Source organism: Bosea sp. 29B (assembly GCF_902506165.1).
Classification (GTDB): Bacteria; Pseudomonadota; Alphaproteobacteria; order Rhizobiales; family Beijerinckiaceae; genus Allobosea.
Map to the genome: position 1 here is coordinate 2,548,677 of NZ_LR733817.1, position 15,339 is coordinate 2,564,015.

Consider the following 15,339-nt stretch of genomic DNA (forward strand, 5'->3'; position numbering starts at 1 on the left):
CGCCGGCTTCGGCATTGTCCCCTCACACCAAAACGGTGGTCACCAGAGGGATCGTCATGTCGTTCGCCCGTCTCGCCATCATGTCTGCCGCCATCGCCCTGCCGACGCTCGCCCAGGCCCAGGTCGCGCAGATTCGCGCTTTGCCGACGGCGCTCGCCGTCGAGCTCGCCCAGGCGACCGTCGCCGCCTGCTCCGCCAAGAACTTCAACGTCGCGGCGACCGTGGTCGACCGTGGCGGCATCGTGCTCGCCACCATCCGCGCCGATCGTGCCGGCCCGCACACCATCGACGCCAGCCGCGCCAAGGCCTTCACTTCGGTGTCCGCCAAGAACAACACCGGTGCCATGGCCGAGGCTGCCGCCAACAATGCCGGCGCCCGCAACCTCGTCTACATCCCCGGCTTCCTGCTGCTCGGCGGCGGCGTACCGGTGAAGGTCGGTGACGAGGTCATCGCCGCGGTCGGCGTCGGCGGCGCTCCGGGCGGCCACCTCGACGAAGAATGCGCCAATGCCGGCCTGCAGGCGATCGCCGCCAAGCTGAAGTGACCGGTCTTCAGTGAGGGGGGCGTCAGGGCCGTTGCCGCAAGGCAGCGGCCCTGATCGTGTTAGGGAGCAGGCTTCGCTGTCATGGCGCGCGTCGCCTCATTGGGCATCGCCTTCAGCGTCGCCGCCCAGAACACCAGCGCGATCGCGGCGATCGCCGCACCGAGCAGGCGGACGCCGGTCCAGCCGGCTTGCGCATAGACCAGCGTCGAACTCGACGAGCCCAGCGCGCTGCCGATCGAATAGAACACCATGTATCCGGCCGTCAGCCGGCTCTGCGCCTCCGGCCGGACGCGGTAGATCATCGCCTGATTGGTGACGTGCACGGCCTGCAGACCGAAATCGAGGATCAGCACGCCGGCGATCAGGAAGAGGATCGACTGCGGCAGGAGTCCGATCGGCAGCCAGGCGAACAGCATCAGCGCCAGCGCGATGCCGGTGAGGCGCTGGCCGTGGCCGCGATCGGTCCAGGCCCCGGCCCGCGCCGCACCGAGCGCGCCCGCTGCGCCAGCGAGGCCGAACAGCCCGATCGCCGTATGCGACAGCGAGAAGGGCGGGGCGGCGAGCGGCAGCACCAGCGGCGTCAGCAGCGTGGTGACGTCGGCGAAGATCAGCATGGCGATCACCGCCCGGATACGCAGCACCTTCTCGTCGCGGAACAGGGTGAAGAGCGAGCCGATGAGTTGCGGATAGGAGAGCCGCGCCGGCGCCTTTCGCTCCGCTGGCAAGGCCTTGAACAGGACAATGGCGATGATGAGTGTCGCTCCTGCCGAGAGCAGATAGACCGCGCGCCAGCCCGAGAGATCGGCCATCGCGCCGGCGATGGCGCGGGCGAGCAGGATGCCGAGCACGATCCCGCTCGTGACCGAGCCGACGACCTGCCCGCGCTCCTCCGGCTTTGCGAGGCTCGCGGCATAGGCGACGAAGGCCTGCGTCACCACGGCGAGGAAACCCATCGCCGCCATCGCCGCGAGCAGCATCGCTCCCGAAACGGAAAAGGCGACGCAGACCAGCGCCGCCACCGAGAGCAGCGATTGCAGCACGACGAGCTTGCGACGATCGACGAGGTCGCCGAGCGGCACCAGCAGGATCAGCCCGAGCCCGTAGCCGATCTGCGTCGCGCCGACGACGAGGCCGACCGTGGCGCGCGAGAGCTTGAGATCGTCGGCGATGATGTCGAGCAGCGGGTGGGCGAAATAGGCGTTGGCGACGGCGAGCCCGCTCGCCACCGCGAAGAGCAGGATCATGCCGGCCGAGAGCCGCACTGTCGGAGAAGGTGATGGGCGTGCGTCGGCGCTCGCGGCGCCGGCTGGCGCCGCCTCGATGTCCAGTCGCATGGAAGAGTCTCCGCTAGATAAGTTTCATAATGAAACTCATTGCGGTGTAGCGATGTCAGTTTTATCTTGCAACCGAAGAGCGATCACGGAGCCTTGAGGAGAACGCCGCAGCGATGGTGAAACGCCGCAGCCTGGTTAGCGATTATTGCCCGAGCGCCCGCGCGCTCGACGCGATCGGCGACTGGTGGTCGATGCTGATCGTGCGCGACGCCTTCGACGGCATGACCCGCTTCAGCGAGTTCCAGAAGAGCCTCGGCATCGCCCGCAACATCCTCTCCGAGCGGCTGCGCACGCTGACCGCGCGCGGCATCCTCGAAGCCGTCCCGGCAGCGGCCGGTAGCGCCAGGCAGGAATATCGGCTGACCGCCAAAGGCCGTGATCTTTTCCCGGTGATGGTGGCGCTCAGGCAATGGGGCGAGCAGCACCTGTTCGGGCCAGGCGAGCAGCATTCCTCGCTGATCGAGCGCGAAAGCGGCCGCAAGGTCACGTTGATCGTGCAGACCGAGGATGGCCGCCCGATCGATGCCGAGGGCGCGATGATCCTGAAGGTTCCGGAGTCGGAGAAGCAGCGCTAGTCGAGGGAGGCCGGCTCGGCTTTTGGCAGCTTGGCGCGATAGAGCAGCTTCCAGGCATCGCTGCCGAGCGCGAAATCCTTGCATCTGAGGTCGGCGATCCGGCGGCCGCCTCGGGCGATGCGAATGCCGTCGCGCTCACCCTGTCCTCGCACGATGATCGAGTACAGCGTGTAGCGGGTCTCGCCGCGGCTGAAGCGGACGATGTCGCCGGCGAAGCCGGCATCGCCGACGACGGCAGTGCTGAAAGCCTGGTCCGGCGGCACGGGCTTGTCCGGATGGGTCAGCTCGATCGCGTCCTTGCGGCCGAAGCGATAGCTCAGGCTGCCCTGGCCTGGACCGATATCGCGGGAGGCGCAGAGCGAGGCTGTCTTGCCGCCGATCGCACAGGAAAAGATCGCTGCCTCCCCGGCCCCGCACAGCGAGGGACGCGTGTCGGCCGATGCGGTGTTGCAGACAAGGGCGGCTACGAGTGCAGCCAGGCAGCGCAGCTTCGTCATTTCAGCCAGAGTCTGAGCGGGATCTTTCCAGCCTTGCCGCAATCGGCGAAGGCGACGCCGTCCTCGGCCAGGGTGCCGGTCACCGCGCAGCTCTCCTCACCGACCACCAGCATCGCGGCATAGCGCTGCCCGTCGCGCCGCAGGTTGAGCGTGCCGGATTTCTCGGCGACCTCGCCCGGCCCGCACAAGGCGAGATGCTTCAAGGTCACCGGTCCGGCGAAATCGCGCTTGCGCTTGGAGGCGGCAGGCTCCGCCTCGGCGAGTGTCGCCGTCACCGCCCATTCGCCGGCATAGCCATAGCGGCCGGTCAGCTCGAGCGCCTCGGCGGCGATCGGCATCATCGGCAGCAGGGCAAGTAGCAGATGCGCGCGCATGATTCCTCGCAGCAGAATGCATCATGCTAGCCGCGGCGTGCGGCTCGCGCGAATCCAGGGCTGCACCCACTTCGCGGCGGCCTTGCATCCCTGACTCTGGCGCATGGCGGGCCCGGGCTCTATCCTCCGCTATTCCCCAAGCACAGGACGGACAGGTGCCGATGGACAAGCGGGTTGAGACGCCGCCGGCGCAGGCGGCGCTTTCCCATGCCGATATCCGGTCGATCCTGATCGGGACCATGCTCGCCATGTTCCTGGCGGCGCTCGACCAGACCATCGTCGCGACCGCGATGCCGACGATCGGCCGCGAACTCGGCGACGTCGCCCACCTGCCCTGGGTCGTCACCGCCTATCTGCTCGCCGCGACCGCGGTGACCCCGCTCTACGGCAAGTTCGCCGACATCCATGGCCGGCGCGTCACCATGCTCGGCGGCATCGTGATCTTCGTGATCGGTTCGGTCGCCTGCGCGCTGGCGCCGTCGCTCTGGCTGCTGGTCGCCGCCCGCTTCGTGCAGGGGCTCGGCGGCGGCGGCTTGATGGCCATGGCGCAGACCATCGTCGGCGACATGGTCCCGCCCAAGGAGCGCGGCAAGTACCAGGTCTATTTCGCCAGCGTCTTCTTCACCTCCTCGCTGCTCGGGCCGGTGCTTGGCGGCATGATCGCCGAGGCGCTGCACTGGTCGGTGATCTTCTGGATCAACCTGCCGCTCGGGCTCGGCGCCTATTGGATGACCGACAAGGCCCTGCAGCGCCTGCCGCGGCATGAGCGGCCGCACAAGCTCGACGTGCTCGGCGCGCTGCTGATGACCGGCGCGACCATGACGCTGCTGCTGGCGCTGTCCTGGGGCGGCACGCATTATCCCTGGGGCTCGCCGCAGATCCTCGGGCTGGTCGCTGGTTCGGTCCTGCTCTGGCTCTGCTTCGCCTGGCGCCTTCGCACGGCGGCCGAGCCTCTGATCCCGCTGACGGTCCTGGCCAATCCGGTGGTCCGCAACGCCACCGTCGCCGCCGGCTTCGGCATGGGCACGTTCATCGGCCTCACCATCTACCTACCGCTCTATTTCGAGACCGTGGCGGGTCTGTCCGCCGCCAATTCCGGGCTCGGCCTGATCCCGCTGACCTGCGGCACCGTTTTCGGCGCGACCTCCTCGGGCCGGGCGATGGGCAAGCTGACGCATTACAAGCGCGTGCCGGTCGCGGGGTTGAGTCTCGCGCTCGTCGGCACGGCCGTGCTGATCGCTTATGGCGACCAGCTGCCGCTCTGGGCCTTCGGGCTCGTCCTGGCTCTGATCAGCGTCGGCTTCGGCATGCTCCTGCCGGTCGCGACCGTCTCGATCCAGAACGCCGTGCCGATGCACCAGCTCGGCACGGTCACCGGCACGGCCAACTTCTTCCGCCAGATCGGCGGGGCGCTGATCGTCGCCATCTTCGGTGCGATCGTGCTCGGCGGCCTCGGCGCCAGCGGCGCCGGGCTCTCGGCCGAGACCCTCAAGGCCGGCGGCGTCGATCGCGCCACCATGGTCGGGCTGTTCCGCCATGTCTTCGCTGCAAGCTTCGCGGGATTCGCCTTGGCGCTGCTCTTCCTGCTACGCATGAAGGAGCTGCCGCTGCGCGGTTCGGCTCTCGCGGCTGCGAAAGAGGTGGCTGGAGACTAGCGGAACGTGCCGCTTCGTCGCGCGTTTGCCGCTAGCCCGTCACAGAGCGGTTGCAGCTTGAGTTGTCGCGTCAGAGGAGTACGCCATGTCCGATCTCGTCGTCATCGTCTATCCGACCGAAGCCCGGGCCGAGGAAATGCGGCAGAAGCTCTTCGGCCTGCAGAAGGAATACCTGATCCAGATCAGCGACGCCGCAATCGCGGTGATGCACGAGGACGGCAAGGTCAAGCTCAACCAGTTGCTCAACACCACCGCGCTCGGTGCGGCGTCGGGTGGCTTCTGGGGCTTGCTGATCGGTGCGATCTTCCTGATGCCGGTCTTCGGCGCGGCGATCGGCGCGGCCTCGGGCGCGCTCGGCGGTGCACTGACGGATTATGGCGTGAACGACGGCTTCATGAAGGAGCTCGCCGCCAATCTGCAGCCCGGCAATGCCGCGCTCTTCGTGCTGATCCAGAAGATGACGGGCGACAAGGTACTCGAGGCGATCAAGGGCACCGGCGGCGTCGTGCTGAAGACCTCGCTCGATCATTCGCAGGAGCAGGCGCTGCGCGACGCGCTCGCGGCTTCGCCGGCCGCACAGCGGCAGGAGCCAGTGCCGGCCTCGGTGGAGCCGACGCCCAATCCGATCCCCGGCGCCTAAGTCGAAGTTTGGCTTCCGCTACCGCCGTTTGAAGCTCTGCTTGGCGATGGTGAGGATGATGGTGCGGCCAGTCTCGGCCGTGCCTGTCATGCTCTGAGCCACGAGTTCGGCGCCGATGCCGGTGAGGCGCAGGCCTGCGGGCTCGTCGGGCAGGCTCCAGCTCTGCGTGTCGGCATGGAAGGCGAGCGGCTGGTCGAAGCGGCCGCCGGCACCGGCCAGGAAGGCATTGATCTGGCCGACCGTGCCGGCCTTGGTCTGGTCGAGCCTGACCCGGTAGAGCGCGCGCCGGCCGATCAGGTCGAGCTCGACCCCGATGACGAGATGCTCGGCCGGGTGACGCGTGTAGATGCTGGTCGAGGAGACGCTGCGGCGATCGATCGTCGCCTCGCCCTGCATGCGGATGACGCCGCCTGCATCGGTGGAGAGCTGCTGCCCGGTGCCGGGCGCGCTGATCTCGGCATCCGAGCCGATCGCGACCCGGACATCTCGGCCGGCCAGCGGCTTGCCGGCTTCGTCGACGAGCTTCAGGGTCAGCGCGACCGGTTCGGCCTGCACCGTCGTCGACGCCAGGGAGAACAGGGAGAGGAAAGCGGCGCTCAGAAGCGTCTTCATCGGCTCCGCCTCCGCTATCCTCAGTCGCGCAGCAGTTCGTTGATACCGGTCTTGGCGCGGGTCTGGGCGTCGACCGTCTTGACGATTACGGCGCAGTAGAGCGAGGGACCGGGCGTGCCGTCGTTCAGAGGCTTGCCCGGCAGCGAGCCGGCGACCACGACCGAATAGGGCGGCACCTTGCCGACATGGACCTGGCCGGTGGCGCGATCGACGATCTTGGTCGTCGCCGAGATGAAGACGCCCATGGCCAGCACCGAACCCTCGCCGACCACCACGCCCTCGACCACCTCGGAACGGGCGCCGATGAAGCAGTTGTCCTCGATGATCGTCGGGTTGGCCTGCAGCGGCTCGAGCACGCCGCCGATGCCGACACCGCCCGAGAGGTGGACGTTCTTGCCGATCTGGGCGCAGGAGCCGACGGTCGCCCAGGTATCGACCATGGTGCCGGAATCGACATAGGCGCCGATGTTAACGAAGGACGGCATCAGGATGACGTTGGGCGCAAGATAGGAGCCCTTGCGTGCCGCCGCTGGCGGCACGACGCGGAAGCCCGCGGCGCGGAAACGGTTCTCGCCCCAGCCGGCGAACTTCGAGGGCACCTTGTCCCAGAACACGCCCTCGCCCGGGCCATGCGCCATGATCTCGTTGTCGGCGAGGCGGAAGGACAGCAGCACCGCCTTCTTCAGCCACTGATTCGTGACCCAGTCGCCGCCGACCTTCTCGGCAACGCGTGCCTGGCCGGAATCGAGCAGCTCGATTGCTTGTTCGACCGCCTCGCGCACGGCGCCCTTGGTGCCGAGGCCGATCTCGGCCCGGTTCTCCCAGGCGGCGTCGATGGTGGCGGCGAGATCGGTCAGGGACATGGAGCGGCTCTCTCTCGTCATGGTCGGCCTCGTGCCGACCATCCACGCCTTGTGGACGTGGATGAAAAGGGGAAGACGTGGCGGCTCGGGACGGACCCGAGCTTGACGGGGTGAGCGATGGCGGAAGCCCGCGGCGCCGTCAAGGCAAAGCGGGATTGCGGGCAGGCCATCCATGTTACAATGCGAACAGGCTTAACGCGGCGGAGTCGAACGATGACCCGGATCCTGATTGCTCTTTTCGTCTTCGGTCTCGCTGGTGCGGTGCAGGCGCAGGGCCGGCCGCAATCGCCGACGCTGAGTTGCGCTGCCAACCGCCAGAGCGTCCTCGCCAATGGCGCGATCGTGCTCGGCACCGGCGGCTATACCTATGATCGCTTCGTGCGCGACCGCAGCTTCTGTCAGTTCGACGAGATCACCTATCCGGCTTGGGTACCCGCTCGCGATACGCCGCAATGCTTTGTTGGCTACCGCTGCAAGAACGCCTCGCCCTGGGACGATTGAGGCAACCTCAGAAGCCGGTGCGCTGGCGGATCGCTGCCGCCAGGGTGCCGTCATCGAGATAGTCGAGTTCGCCTCCGACCGGCACGCCATGGGCGAGCTTGGTCACCTTGATCTCGAGGTGTGCCAGGAGGTCGGTGATGAAATGCGCCGTGGTCTGGCCCTCGACCGTGGCGTTGAGCGCCAGGATCACTTCCTTCACCGCAGGTTCCGAGGCGCGTGCCACCAGCGCGTCGAGCGAGAGGTTCTCGGGCCGAATGCCGTCGAGCGCCGAGAGCACGCCGCCGAGCACATGATAGCGCCCGCCGACCGCACCCGAGCGCTCCAGCGCCCAGAGATCGGCGATATCGGCGACGACGACGATCAGACTGTCGTCGCGGCGCGGATCGCGGCAGAGCCCGCAGGGATCGCTGGTGTCGACATTGCCGCAGCGCGAGCAGACGACGATGCGCTCGCGCGCCACCGCCATCGCCTCCGAGAGCGGGCCGAGCAATTGCTCGCGCTTCTTGACGAGGTGAAGCGCCGCGCGCCGGGCCGAGCGGGGGCCCAAGCCCGGCAGCTTGGCCAGGAGCTGGATCAGACGCTCGATCTCGGGGCCGGCGATGGTGCGGGACATGGGTCTCTAAGGCGGCATGGTCGGCCTTGAGCCGACCATCTCAGGACAGGAGGGCTCTTCTGCGAGAGATGCTCGGGCCAAGCCCGAGCATGACGCTGAGCCTGCTTCAGAACAGCTTAGGCATGCCGGGGGGAAGCGGCAGGCCTTTGGTCATCTCGGCCATCCGCTCCTGCACGGCCCGCTCGGCCTTGTTGCGGGCGTCGTTGCTGGCGGAGATGACGAGATCCTCCAGGATCTCCTCTTCGCCCTGCACCATCAGGCTCGGGTCGATCTTTACCGATTTCAGCACGTTTTTGGCGGTCATCACCAGTTTGACCAGGCCGCCGCCGGCCGAACCCTCGAATTCGAGGGTGTCGAGCTGGGCCTGCATCTCGGCCATCTTCTTCTGCATGTCCTGCGCCTGCTTCATCAGGCCCATCATGTCGCGCATGGCGGCGCTCCCTTTGTGGTCAGTTGTCGGTCAAGAATTCGACCCCGTCGAAATCGGGCTCGCTGTCGTCGAAGAGCGGCTCGAATTCGGGCAGGTCCTCGTCGCCGCCCGTGGCGGTGGCGGACGCCTCGGCTTCAGCCGCACGGGGATCGCGGACATCGACGATACGTGCGCCCGGGAAGCGCTCCATCACGGCGCGGACGGCAGGATGGCTCGCCGCGTCGCTCTCGCGCTTGTCGCGGGCAGCGACCGCCTGCTCGCGCATGGTCGCCGAGCCCTCGGCATTGACGATGGCGACCAGCCAGGTTTGGCCGGTCCATTCCTTCAGCCGCTTCGACAGATCGTTGGCGAGCAGGCGGTTGCCGTGCTCGGCCAGTGCGAACTCGATCCGCCCTTGCTCGAAGCGCACCAGGCGGACATCGCGCTCCAGCGCCAGCTTCATGGTGATGTCGCGATGGCGCGAGGCGAGCGCGACGACCTCCTCGAAGCTCTGCGGTTGCGGCAGGGCGCTGGCCCGTATTTGGGCCACCGGCGCCGCGGCGGGCATCGGATTGGCGCTGGCCAGCACCGGCCGGGCCGCGAGCGCGGTCGCGCCGCCGCCGGAAGGAGGGCGCGGAGCGGGCGCGCCGTTGCCGCCGACGGCTCCGCTGCCGTCACGCAGCATTCTCAGCGCTTCGTCCGGCGTCGGCAGGTCGGCGGCATGGGCGAGGCGCACCAGCGCCATCTCGGCGGCCATCACCGGGCGGTCGGCCTGGCGGACCTCGCTGACGGCCTTCAGCAGCATCTGCCAGGCCCGCGCCAGCACGCGGATCGACAGGCGCTGGGCGAAATCGGCGCCGCGCACCCGCTCGGCCTGGGACAGGCTGTTGTCCTTGGCCGCCTCCGGCACGAGCTTGAGGCGGGTGACGAGATGGCTGAACTCGGCGAGGTCGGAGAGCACCACCGCCGGATCGGCGCCGGCGTCGTATTGTGCCCTGAGCTCGGTCAGGGCGCCGGCGATGTCGCCCTTCATCACCAGTTCGAACAGGTCGATGACGCGTGCCCGGTCGGAGAGGCCGAGCATGCTGCGGACCTCCTCCAGCGTGATCTTGCCGCCGGCATGGGCGATCGCCTGGTCGAGGATCGAGAGCGAATCACGCACCGAGCCTTCGGCGGCGCGTGCCACGGCGGCGAGCGCCTCTTCTTCAGCCTCGGTGCCCTCCGCCCGGCAGATCTTGTCGAGGTGCCCGACGAGGAGCGCCGCATCGACGCGGCGCAGGTCGAAGCGCTGGCAGCGCGACAGCACCGTCACCGGAACCTTCCGGATCTCGGTGGTGGCGAAGATGAATTTTGCGTGCGGCGGCGGCTCCTCCAGCGTCTTCAGGAAGGCGTTGAAGGCGCCTCCCGAGAGCATGTGGACCTCGTCGATGATGTAGACCTTGTAGCGCGCCGAGACCGGGGCGTAGCGCACCGCGTCGTTGATCTGGCGGACATTGTCGACGCCGTTGTTCGAGGCGGCGTCGATCTCCATCACGTCGATATGCCGGCCCTCGACGATCGCCTGGCAATGCACGCCGAACTGCGAGAGGTCGGTGGTCGGGGCGCCGCTGCCATCGGCGTTCTGGTAGTTCAGGGCGCGCGCCAGGATGCGCGCCGTCGTGGTCTTGCCAACGCCGCGCACGCCGGTCAGCATCCAGGCCTGCGGGATGCGGCCCGCGGCGAAGGCGTTGGTCAGCGTCCGGACCATGGCGTCCTGGCCGATCAGGTCGCCGAAATGCGCCGGCCGGTACTTGCGCGCCAGAACGCGATAGCCCGCCGGCGTTGCGGCGGCCGGGGCTGGCACCGGGGCCATGCCGGGGAAACCCGGCTCGTCGGCGGGGACGGTCTCGTCGGTCATACCCCTGCTTTCGCCAATCGCGGCGCCCCGGTCAACGCCGCTCTGTCATAGGAGGGCGCGAACGCGTCAGGAATGTGAGGGAAGCCAAGGCCCGCGCATCCGCGCGCGACAAGATTTGCGCTGAAGGACTTGCGCGAAAGTAGGAGGTTGGACGAAGACCCGTTCGGTCTCGTTACGGCTGCTTCCTTCCGGATCTGACCGGGTTGGCGAGTGAGACGTCCCTCGCCAACCTCCCGGGCGCTATATCGTGCATGTCGAGCCGCAGCGCAACCCGGCTCTGCGCTTCAATCCTGCGCGGGGTGTCCGGCCGGGCGATTCTCCTCCTGGGCCGCGAAGACGTTCTGGGCGTAGGCGTCGAGAATCGTCTCCGAGCGCGCCAGCCGTTCGGTGGCCTCGCCGCCGCGCGGCGCCTTGTAGAAATCGAGCTTCCGGATCTTCTCGATCCAGGTCTTGAACTTGAGCAGTTCCTGCTCGTTCTCCCCCAGTTCCGCGAAGGTGAAGTGCCGGACGCGGGTTTCCTCGGCGATCTCAGCCTCGAAGGCGATGCATTTCTCGATGAACTCCTTGTACTCGTCGTTGCGGTCGGCGTTGAAGCGGGCGATTATCTTCTCCTGCTGCTTCTGGTCGAGCCCGGTGGTCGCGAGCAGCAGGGCCTCCCCCTCCGCCTCGGTGATCTCGTTCTCCAGCACCTTGAGGCGGCGCAGATGGTCGTCGGTCTTCGGCAGCAGGCAGACGCCGCCCTGCAGGTAGATCGCGCCCATGCCCTTCAGCTTGCGCCAGACCGAGACACGCCGCCGCGCCGGCTCGGCAGGGAGCTTGTAGGTGAGGAGAAACCATTCCAAGGGCATGAGTGAACCTAATGAATGTTACGATAGTTACACAGATATGTGACTGGCCGTTATGTTTCCTAGGTTCCATTGTGACGGTTATGGGAGCTGTTGACCAGCCTCCCGCTGCCTCGGGAGGCAATCGACATGACATGGGCTACAGCCTTTCCCGCGATCTCCGCCGCTTTCCTTGCGTCCTTGGTCGAGGTAGTCGAAGCCTTCACTATCGTGCTTGCGGTCGGGACGGTGCGCGGCTGGCGGCCGGCTCTGACCGGAGCGGCGGCGGCGCTTGCGGTGCTGGCTGCGCTGGTGCTTGGCCTCGGCCCGCTTCTCGAACGGGTTCCCCTGCAGGCGTTGCAACTGGTCATCGGGGTGTTGCTGCTGTTGTTCGGATTGCGCTGGCTGCGCAAGGCAATCCTGCGGTCGGCTGGAATCGTCCCGCTGCATGACGAGGACGCGGCCTTCTCGAAGCAGGCCACCGCACTCGCCCGGACCGGGCCGTCGGGCCGGCACCATGACTGGATCGCCGGGCTGACCGCGTTCAAGGCAGTGGTGCTGGAGGGCATCGAGGTCGTGTTCATCGTCATCGCGGTCGGTGCCGGTCGCGGCCTCGTCTGGCCGGCGAGCTTGGGGGCGCTCGCCGCCTGCTTGCTCGTGCTCGCGATCGGCGTCGTCGTCCACAAGCCGCTCGCGCGGGTACCGGAGAACACGCTGAAATTCGGTGTCGGGGTCATGCTCTCGGCCTTCGGCGTCTATTGGACGGGCGAAGGGCTCGGTGTGCCGTGGCCGGGGCACGACCTCGCCATCCTGGCCTTCGTCGCGTTGTTCCTCGCCGTCGGGATCACCACCGCCGCGCTGCTGCGCCGCCTCGTCATGGAGCCCGCCAGATGAACCTGGTCCAATCGATCTGCCGTGAAGTCGTCGGCCTCTTCGTCGATGACGAGTTTCTGGCGCTCGCCGTGCTCGGCGTCGTCGGTCTCGCGGCGCTCTTGGCTTTCTGGTTGGTGCTGCCGACGCTCGTGACAGGCGCCGTTCTGCTGGTCGGCTGCATCGCGGTCCTGGTGGCGAGCGCGCTGCGGGCGCGCGAGCGCTGAGCGCTCGGTCCGGATCTCGCACGGCGAGCGCGCGGCTTCGTCGCGGGATGCGTCTTCGGCATTGACTCAGGTCCCCCCATCCGCCATAAGCCCGCGACCTGCGCTGCCTACCGGGCGGCGCGGCCCTTTTTGCATGACAGGCCTGGCGGGCATCGGCTTTCCCATGAAAGCTGCGCTTGCCCTGCCGAACAAGGCCCCGGAGACGGACCGTGAAGAGAACCTATCAACCCAGCAAGCTGGTGCGTAAGCGCCGTCACGGCTACCGCGCCCGCATGGCGACCACGGGTGGCCGCAAGGTCATTGCCGCTCGTCGCGCCCACGGCCGCAAGCGCCTGTCGGCCTGATGAGCCTAGAGCATGCTGCGAAAAAGTGGGAACCGGTTTTTCGCTGAAAACATGCTCTATCTTAGAGTCGATCACGTTTCCTGCATTTGGATGGGGCCATCCAAATGCAGCGTGATCTAGAGGCGCGCGTTGCAGGCGCGTCTGTTCCGGAAGACTGGCCAACCGCCATGCGCCTCGCCCGTCTGACGCAACGCAAGGACTTTCTCGCGGCGGCCGAGCATGGCCGCCGTTTTCGTTCGTCCGCCTTCACCGTGCAGGTGCTCGACAAGCCGGGCCAGGACGATCTGCGTCTCGGGTTGACCGCTTCACGCAAGACCGGCAACGCCGTGGTGCGTAACCGCATCCGCCGCCGCCTGCGCGCTGCTGCAGCGCTCGCTCTGGCCGAGCAGGCCGGCAAGCCCTGCGATCTCGTGATCGTCGCCCGGCCCGAGACCGTCCAGGCCGATTTTACCGCGATGATCGCCGACCTTTCGGTCGCGTTCGACCGCGCCCGCCCAGCCAGTGGCGGCAAGCGCCGCTCCGCCCCCCGCAAAGCCTCTTAGGGCCCCTCAGGGCCCGCGAGACTGCCTCCGAGACGGATGATGAAAGAAGACAACCGCAATCTGTTGCTGGCGATCACGCTCTCAGTGGTCGTGCTGCTCGGCTGGCAATATTTCTACGGCCTGCCGCAGGCCGAGAAGCAGAAGCAGATCGCCCAGCAGAACCAGCAGACGCAGAGCCAGCCGGCGACGCAGCCTTCCGGTGCGCCGACCGCCTCCGGCACTGCTCCGGCTCCGGCCCAGGGTAGCGCCCCGGCGCAGCCCGGTCAGGCTCCGGTCACGGCCGCTCCTGCCGCGACCCGCGAGGCGGCGCTCGCCGCCGGCCCGCGCCTCAGGATCGACACCGGGAAGATCGCCGGCTCGCTCTCGCTGACCGGCGCGCGCATCGACGACGTCTCGCTCAAGGCCTATCACGAGACGGTCGACCCGAAGAGCCCGATCATCGTGCTGCTCTCGCCGGCCGGTGGGCCGGACGCCTATTATTCCGATTTCGGCTGGGTCGCCGGGCCTGGTGCCAATGTCCCGCTGCCCAACGCAAATACGGTCTGGAGCGCCGACAGCCAGGTCCTGACCTCGGCCAAGCCGGTGACGCTGACCTGGGACAACGGCCAGGGCCTGCTGTTCAAGCGCACCGTCTCGGTCGACGACAACGCGATGTTCTCGATCCGCGACGAGGTCGAGAACAAGGGTGCGAACGCGGTCTCGCTCTACCCCTATGGCCAGGTCGTGCGCGTCGGCAAGCCGCATACGCTCGGCTACTACGTGCTGCACGAGGGTATGATCGGCTCGCTCGGCGAGCAGGGCCTGCAGGAGTTCACCTACGACGCGATCGACAAGGAGCCGGCGCTCGGCTCGGCGACGCATGGCAAGGCCTGGAAGGACGTGCTCGGCGGCTTCGTCGGCATCACCGACAAGTACTGGGCTGCGGCCGCGATCCCGGACCAGGGCAAGAAATACGAGGGCCGCTACTCCTCGGTGCAGACCGGTTCGGTGCGAACCTACCAGGCCGACTTCCTCGGCGAGGTCGTCAATGTCGCGCCCGGTGCCTCGGCCAGCGCCTCCTCGCGCCTGTTCGCCGGCGCCAAGGAAGTCGCTGCGGTCGATGGCTACGAGAAGAACCTCGGCATCAAGCGCTTCGAGCTGATGATCGACTGGGGCTGGTTCTATTTCATCACGAAGCCGATGTTCTACGTGATGGACTGGGTCTACAAGCATGTCGGCAATTTCGGCATCGCCATCCTGGTCGTGACCGTTCTGCTGAAGGGCCTGTTCTTCCCGCTCGCCAGCAAGTCCTACGCCTCGATGGCGAAGATGAAGGCGGTTCAGCCCGAGATGGTGGCGATCCGCGAGCGCTATGCTGACGACAAGATGAAGCAGCAGCAGGCGCTGATGGAGCTGTACAAGACGCAGAAGATCAATCCGCTCGCCGGCTGCTGGCCGGTGCTGGTGCAGATCCCGGTCTTCTTCGCGCTCTACAAGATCCTGTTCATCACCATCGAGATGCGGCACGCGCCGTTCTATGGCTGGATCAGGGACCTCGCCGCGCCCGATCCGACCAATCTCTTCAACCTGTTCGGCGCCCTGCCGTTCACGCCGCCGGCGATGCTGCATCTCGGCATCTGGCCGATTCTGATGGGCGTGACGATGTTCGTGCAGATGAAGATGAATCCGGAGCCGCCGGATCCGGTCCAGAAGATGATGTTCACCTGGATGCCGGTGTTCTTCACCTTCCTGCTCGGCTCGTTCCCGGCCGGCCTGGTGATCTACTGGACCTGGAACAACCTGCTCTCGGTGACGCAGCAAGGCTTCATCATGAGGAAGCACGGCGTGAAGATCGAGCTTTGGGACAACATCAAGGGCATGTTCGGCAAGAAGCCGGCTGCCGCGACTGCGACCCCGGCTGTGCCCGCTCCCGGCAAGCCGGCAAACAGCAACAAGAAGTGAAGTAGCGGGGCGAGAGCCTCGCCCGTGAGAGACATCGAACGCCGGACGCCTCCTGGGGCTCCGGCGTTTTTCTTTT

Annotated in this window: 19 protein-coding genes and 1 other RNA gene; 10 read left to right on the plus strand and 10 right to left on the minus strand. The window is 67.2% G+C overall.

The window, feature by feature from the left end; genetic code table 11:
- Positions 1-56: 56 nt before the first annotated feature.
- Positions 57-545 (plus strand): heme-binding protein, encoded by a 489-nt coding sequence (locus tag GV161_RS12460; RefSeq protein WP_152015963.1) that lies wholly within the window; start codon positions 57-59, stop codon positions 543-545.
- Between the two features lie 59 nt (positions 546-604).
- Here the strand turns inward: GV161_RS12460 and GV161_RS12465 are convergent, their stop codons facing one another.
- Positions 605-1,879, minus strand: a complete 1,275-nt coding sequence (locus GV161_RS12465; RefSeq protein ID WP_152015962.1) for an MFS transporter — start codon at positions 1,877-1,879, stop codon at positions 605-607.
- A 113-nt stretch (positions 1,880-1,992) separates the two neighbouring features.
- Here GV161_RS12465 and GV161_RS12470 point away from each other — a divergent pair, with 113 nt between their 5' ends.
- On the plus strand, positions 1,993-2,454 hold the full coding sequence (locus tag GV161_RS12470; protein WP_152015961.1) for a helix-turn-helix domain-containing protein: 462 nt from the start codon (positions 1,993-1,995) through the stop codon (positions 2,452-2,454).
- On the opposite strand, the gene GV161_RS12475 is transcribed toward GV161_RS12470, so the two are convergent.
- Entirely contained in the window at positions 2,451-2,951 is a 501-nt protein-coding gene (locus GV161_RS12475; RefSeq protein WP_152015960.1) for a hypothetical protein, read from the minus strand. The two genes, GV161_RS12470 and GV161_RS12475, sit on opposite strands and share 4 nt — an antisense overlap.
- Complete coding sequence (locus GV161_RS12480) at positions 2,948-3,325, minus strand: hypothetical protein (protein ID WP_152015959.1); 378 nt, start codon at positions 3,323-3,325, stop codon at positions 2,948-2,950. The genes GV161_RS12475 and GV161_RS12480 overlap by 4 nt, the downstream gene beginning before the upstream one ends.
- A gap of 161 nt (positions 3,326-3,486) precedes the next feature.
- Between GV161_RS12480 and GV161_RS12485 the strand changes: the two genes are divergently transcribed.
- Together GV161_RS12485 and GV161_RS12490 are read left to right on the plus strand one after the other, a co-directional pair.
- On the plus strand, positions 3,487-4,980 hold the full coding sequence (locus GV161_RS12485) for an MDR family MFS transporter (RefSeq protein WP_152015958.1): 1,494 nt from the start codon (positions 3,487-3,489) through the stop codon (positions 4,978-4,980).
- An 85-nt stretch (positions 4,981-5,065) separates the two neighbouring features.
- Positions 5,066-5,620 carry a DUF1269 domain-containing protein gene (locus tag GV161_RS12490; RefSeq protein WP_152015957.1) on the plus strand — a complete coding sequence of 185 codons (555 nt, stop codon included), beginning with the start codon at positions 5,066-5,068 and terminating at the stop codon, positions 5,618-5,620.
- Positions 5,621-5,638: 18 nt separating this feature from the next.
- Here the strand turns inward: GV161_RS12490 and GV161_RS12495 are convergent, their stop codons facing one another.
- Positions 5,639-6,232 carry a hypothetical protein gene (locus GV161_RS12495; protein WP_152015956.1) on the minus strand — a complete coding sequence of 198 codons (594 nt, stop codon included), beginning with the start codon at positions 6,230-6,232 and terminating at the stop codon, positions 5,639-5,641.
- A 20-nt stretch (positions 6,233-6,252) separates the two neighbouring features.
- Positions 6,253-7,095, minus strand: a complete 843-nt coding sequence (gene dapD / locus GV161_RS12500; RefSeq protein ID WP_152015955.1) for a 2,3,4,5-tetrahydropyridine-2,6-dicarboxylate N-succinyltransferase — start codon at positions 7,093-7,095, stop codon at positions 6,253-6,255.
- 213 nt (positions 7,096-7,308) lie between these two features.
- Between dapD and GV161_RS12505 the strand changes: the two genes are divergently transcribed.
- The gene (locus GV161_RS12505) at positions 7,309-7,596 is read left to right on the plus strand and encodes a hypothetical protein (protein WP_152015954.1); all 288 of its coding nucleotides are present in this window, start codon (positions 7,309-7,311) and stop codon (positions 7,594-7,596) included.
- Between the two features lie 7 nt (positions 7,597-7,603).
- Here the strand turns inward: GV161_RS12505 and recR are convergent, their stop codons facing one another.
- The 5 genes from recR to GV161_RS12530 form a co-directional block, all read right to left on the minus strand.
- On the minus strand, positions 7,604-8,209 hold the full coding sequence (recR, locus tag GV161_RS12510; RefSeq protein ID WP_152015953.1) for a recombination mediator RecR: 606 nt from the start codon (positions 8,207-8,209) through the stop codon (positions 7,604-7,606).
- Positions 8,210-8,315: 106 nt separating this feature from the next.
- Positions 8,316-8,639, minus strand: a complete 324-nt coding sequence (locus GV161_RS12515) for a YbaB/EbfC family nucleoid-associated protein (RefSeq protein ID WP_091834743.1) — start codon at positions 8,637-8,639, stop codon at positions 8,316-8,318.
- Between the two features lie 19 nt (positions 8,640-8,658).
- Positions 8,659-10,515, minus strand: a complete 1,857-nt coding sequence (locus GV161_RS12520; protein ID WP_152015952.1) for a DNA polymerase III subunit gamma/tau — start codon at positions 10,513-10,515, stop codon at positions 8,659-8,661.
- A 138-nt stretch (positions 10,516-10,653) separates the two neighbouring features.
- Positions 10,654-10,750: signal recognition particle sRNA small type (gene ffs, locus GV161_RS12525), an RNA gene on the minus strand.
- A 49-nt stretch (positions 10,751-10,799) separates the two neighbouring features.
- Positions 10,800-11,357 carry a Chromate resistance protein ChrB gene (locus GV161_RS12530; RefSeq protein ID WP_244624177.1) on the minus strand — a complete coding sequence of 186 codons (558 nt, stop codon included), beginning with the start codon at positions 11,355-11,357 and terminating at the stop codon, positions 10,800-10,802.
- Between the two features lie 132 nt (positions 11,358-11,489).
- On the opposite strand from GV161_RS12530, the gene GV161_RS12535 reads away from it, so the two are divergent.
- The 5 genes from GV161_RS12535 to yidC all read left to right on the plus strand — a co-directional run bounded on the left by GV161_RS12535 (position 11,490) and on the right by yidC (position 15,263).
- Positions 11,490-12,233: a TMEM165/GDT1 family protein gene (locus tag GV161_RS12535; RefSeq protein WP_152015950.1), complete on the plus strand. Its 744-nt coding sequence runs from the start codon at positions 11,490-11,492 to the stop codon at positions 12,231-12,233.
- Positions 12,230-12,436 carry a hypothetical protein gene (locus GV161_RS12540; RefSeq protein WP_152015949.1) on the plus strand — a complete coding sequence of 69 codons (207 nt, stop codon included), beginning with the start codon at positions 12,230-12,232 and terminating at the stop codon, positions 12,434-12,436. The genes GV161_RS12535 and GV161_RS12540 overlap by 4 nt, the downstream gene beginning before the upstream one ends.
- Before the next feature lie 209 nt (positions 12,437-12,645).
- Positions 12,646-12,780, plus strand: coding sequence for a 50S ribosomal protein L34 (rpmH, locus tag GV161_RS12545; RefSeq protein WP_057189143.1), 135 nt, complete (start codon positions 12,646-12,648; stop codon positions 12,778-12,780).
- A 167-nt stretch (positions 12,781-12,947) separates the two neighbouring features.
- Positions 12,948-13,322: a ribonuclease P protein component gene (gene rnpA / locus GV161_RS12550; RefSeq protein WP_152015948.1), complete on the plus strand. Its 375-nt coding sequence runs from the start codon at positions 12,948-12,950 to the stop codon at positions 13,320-13,322.
- Positions 13,323-13,361: 39 nt separating this feature from the next.
- Positions 13,362-15,263: a membrane protein insertase YidC gene (gene yidC / locus GV161_RS12555; RefSeq protein WP_152015947.1), complete on the plus strand. Its 1,902-nt coding sequence runs from the start codon at positions 13,362-13,364 to the stop codon at positions 15,261-15,263.
- The last annotated feature ends 76 nt before the right edge of the window (positions 15,264-15,339 follow it).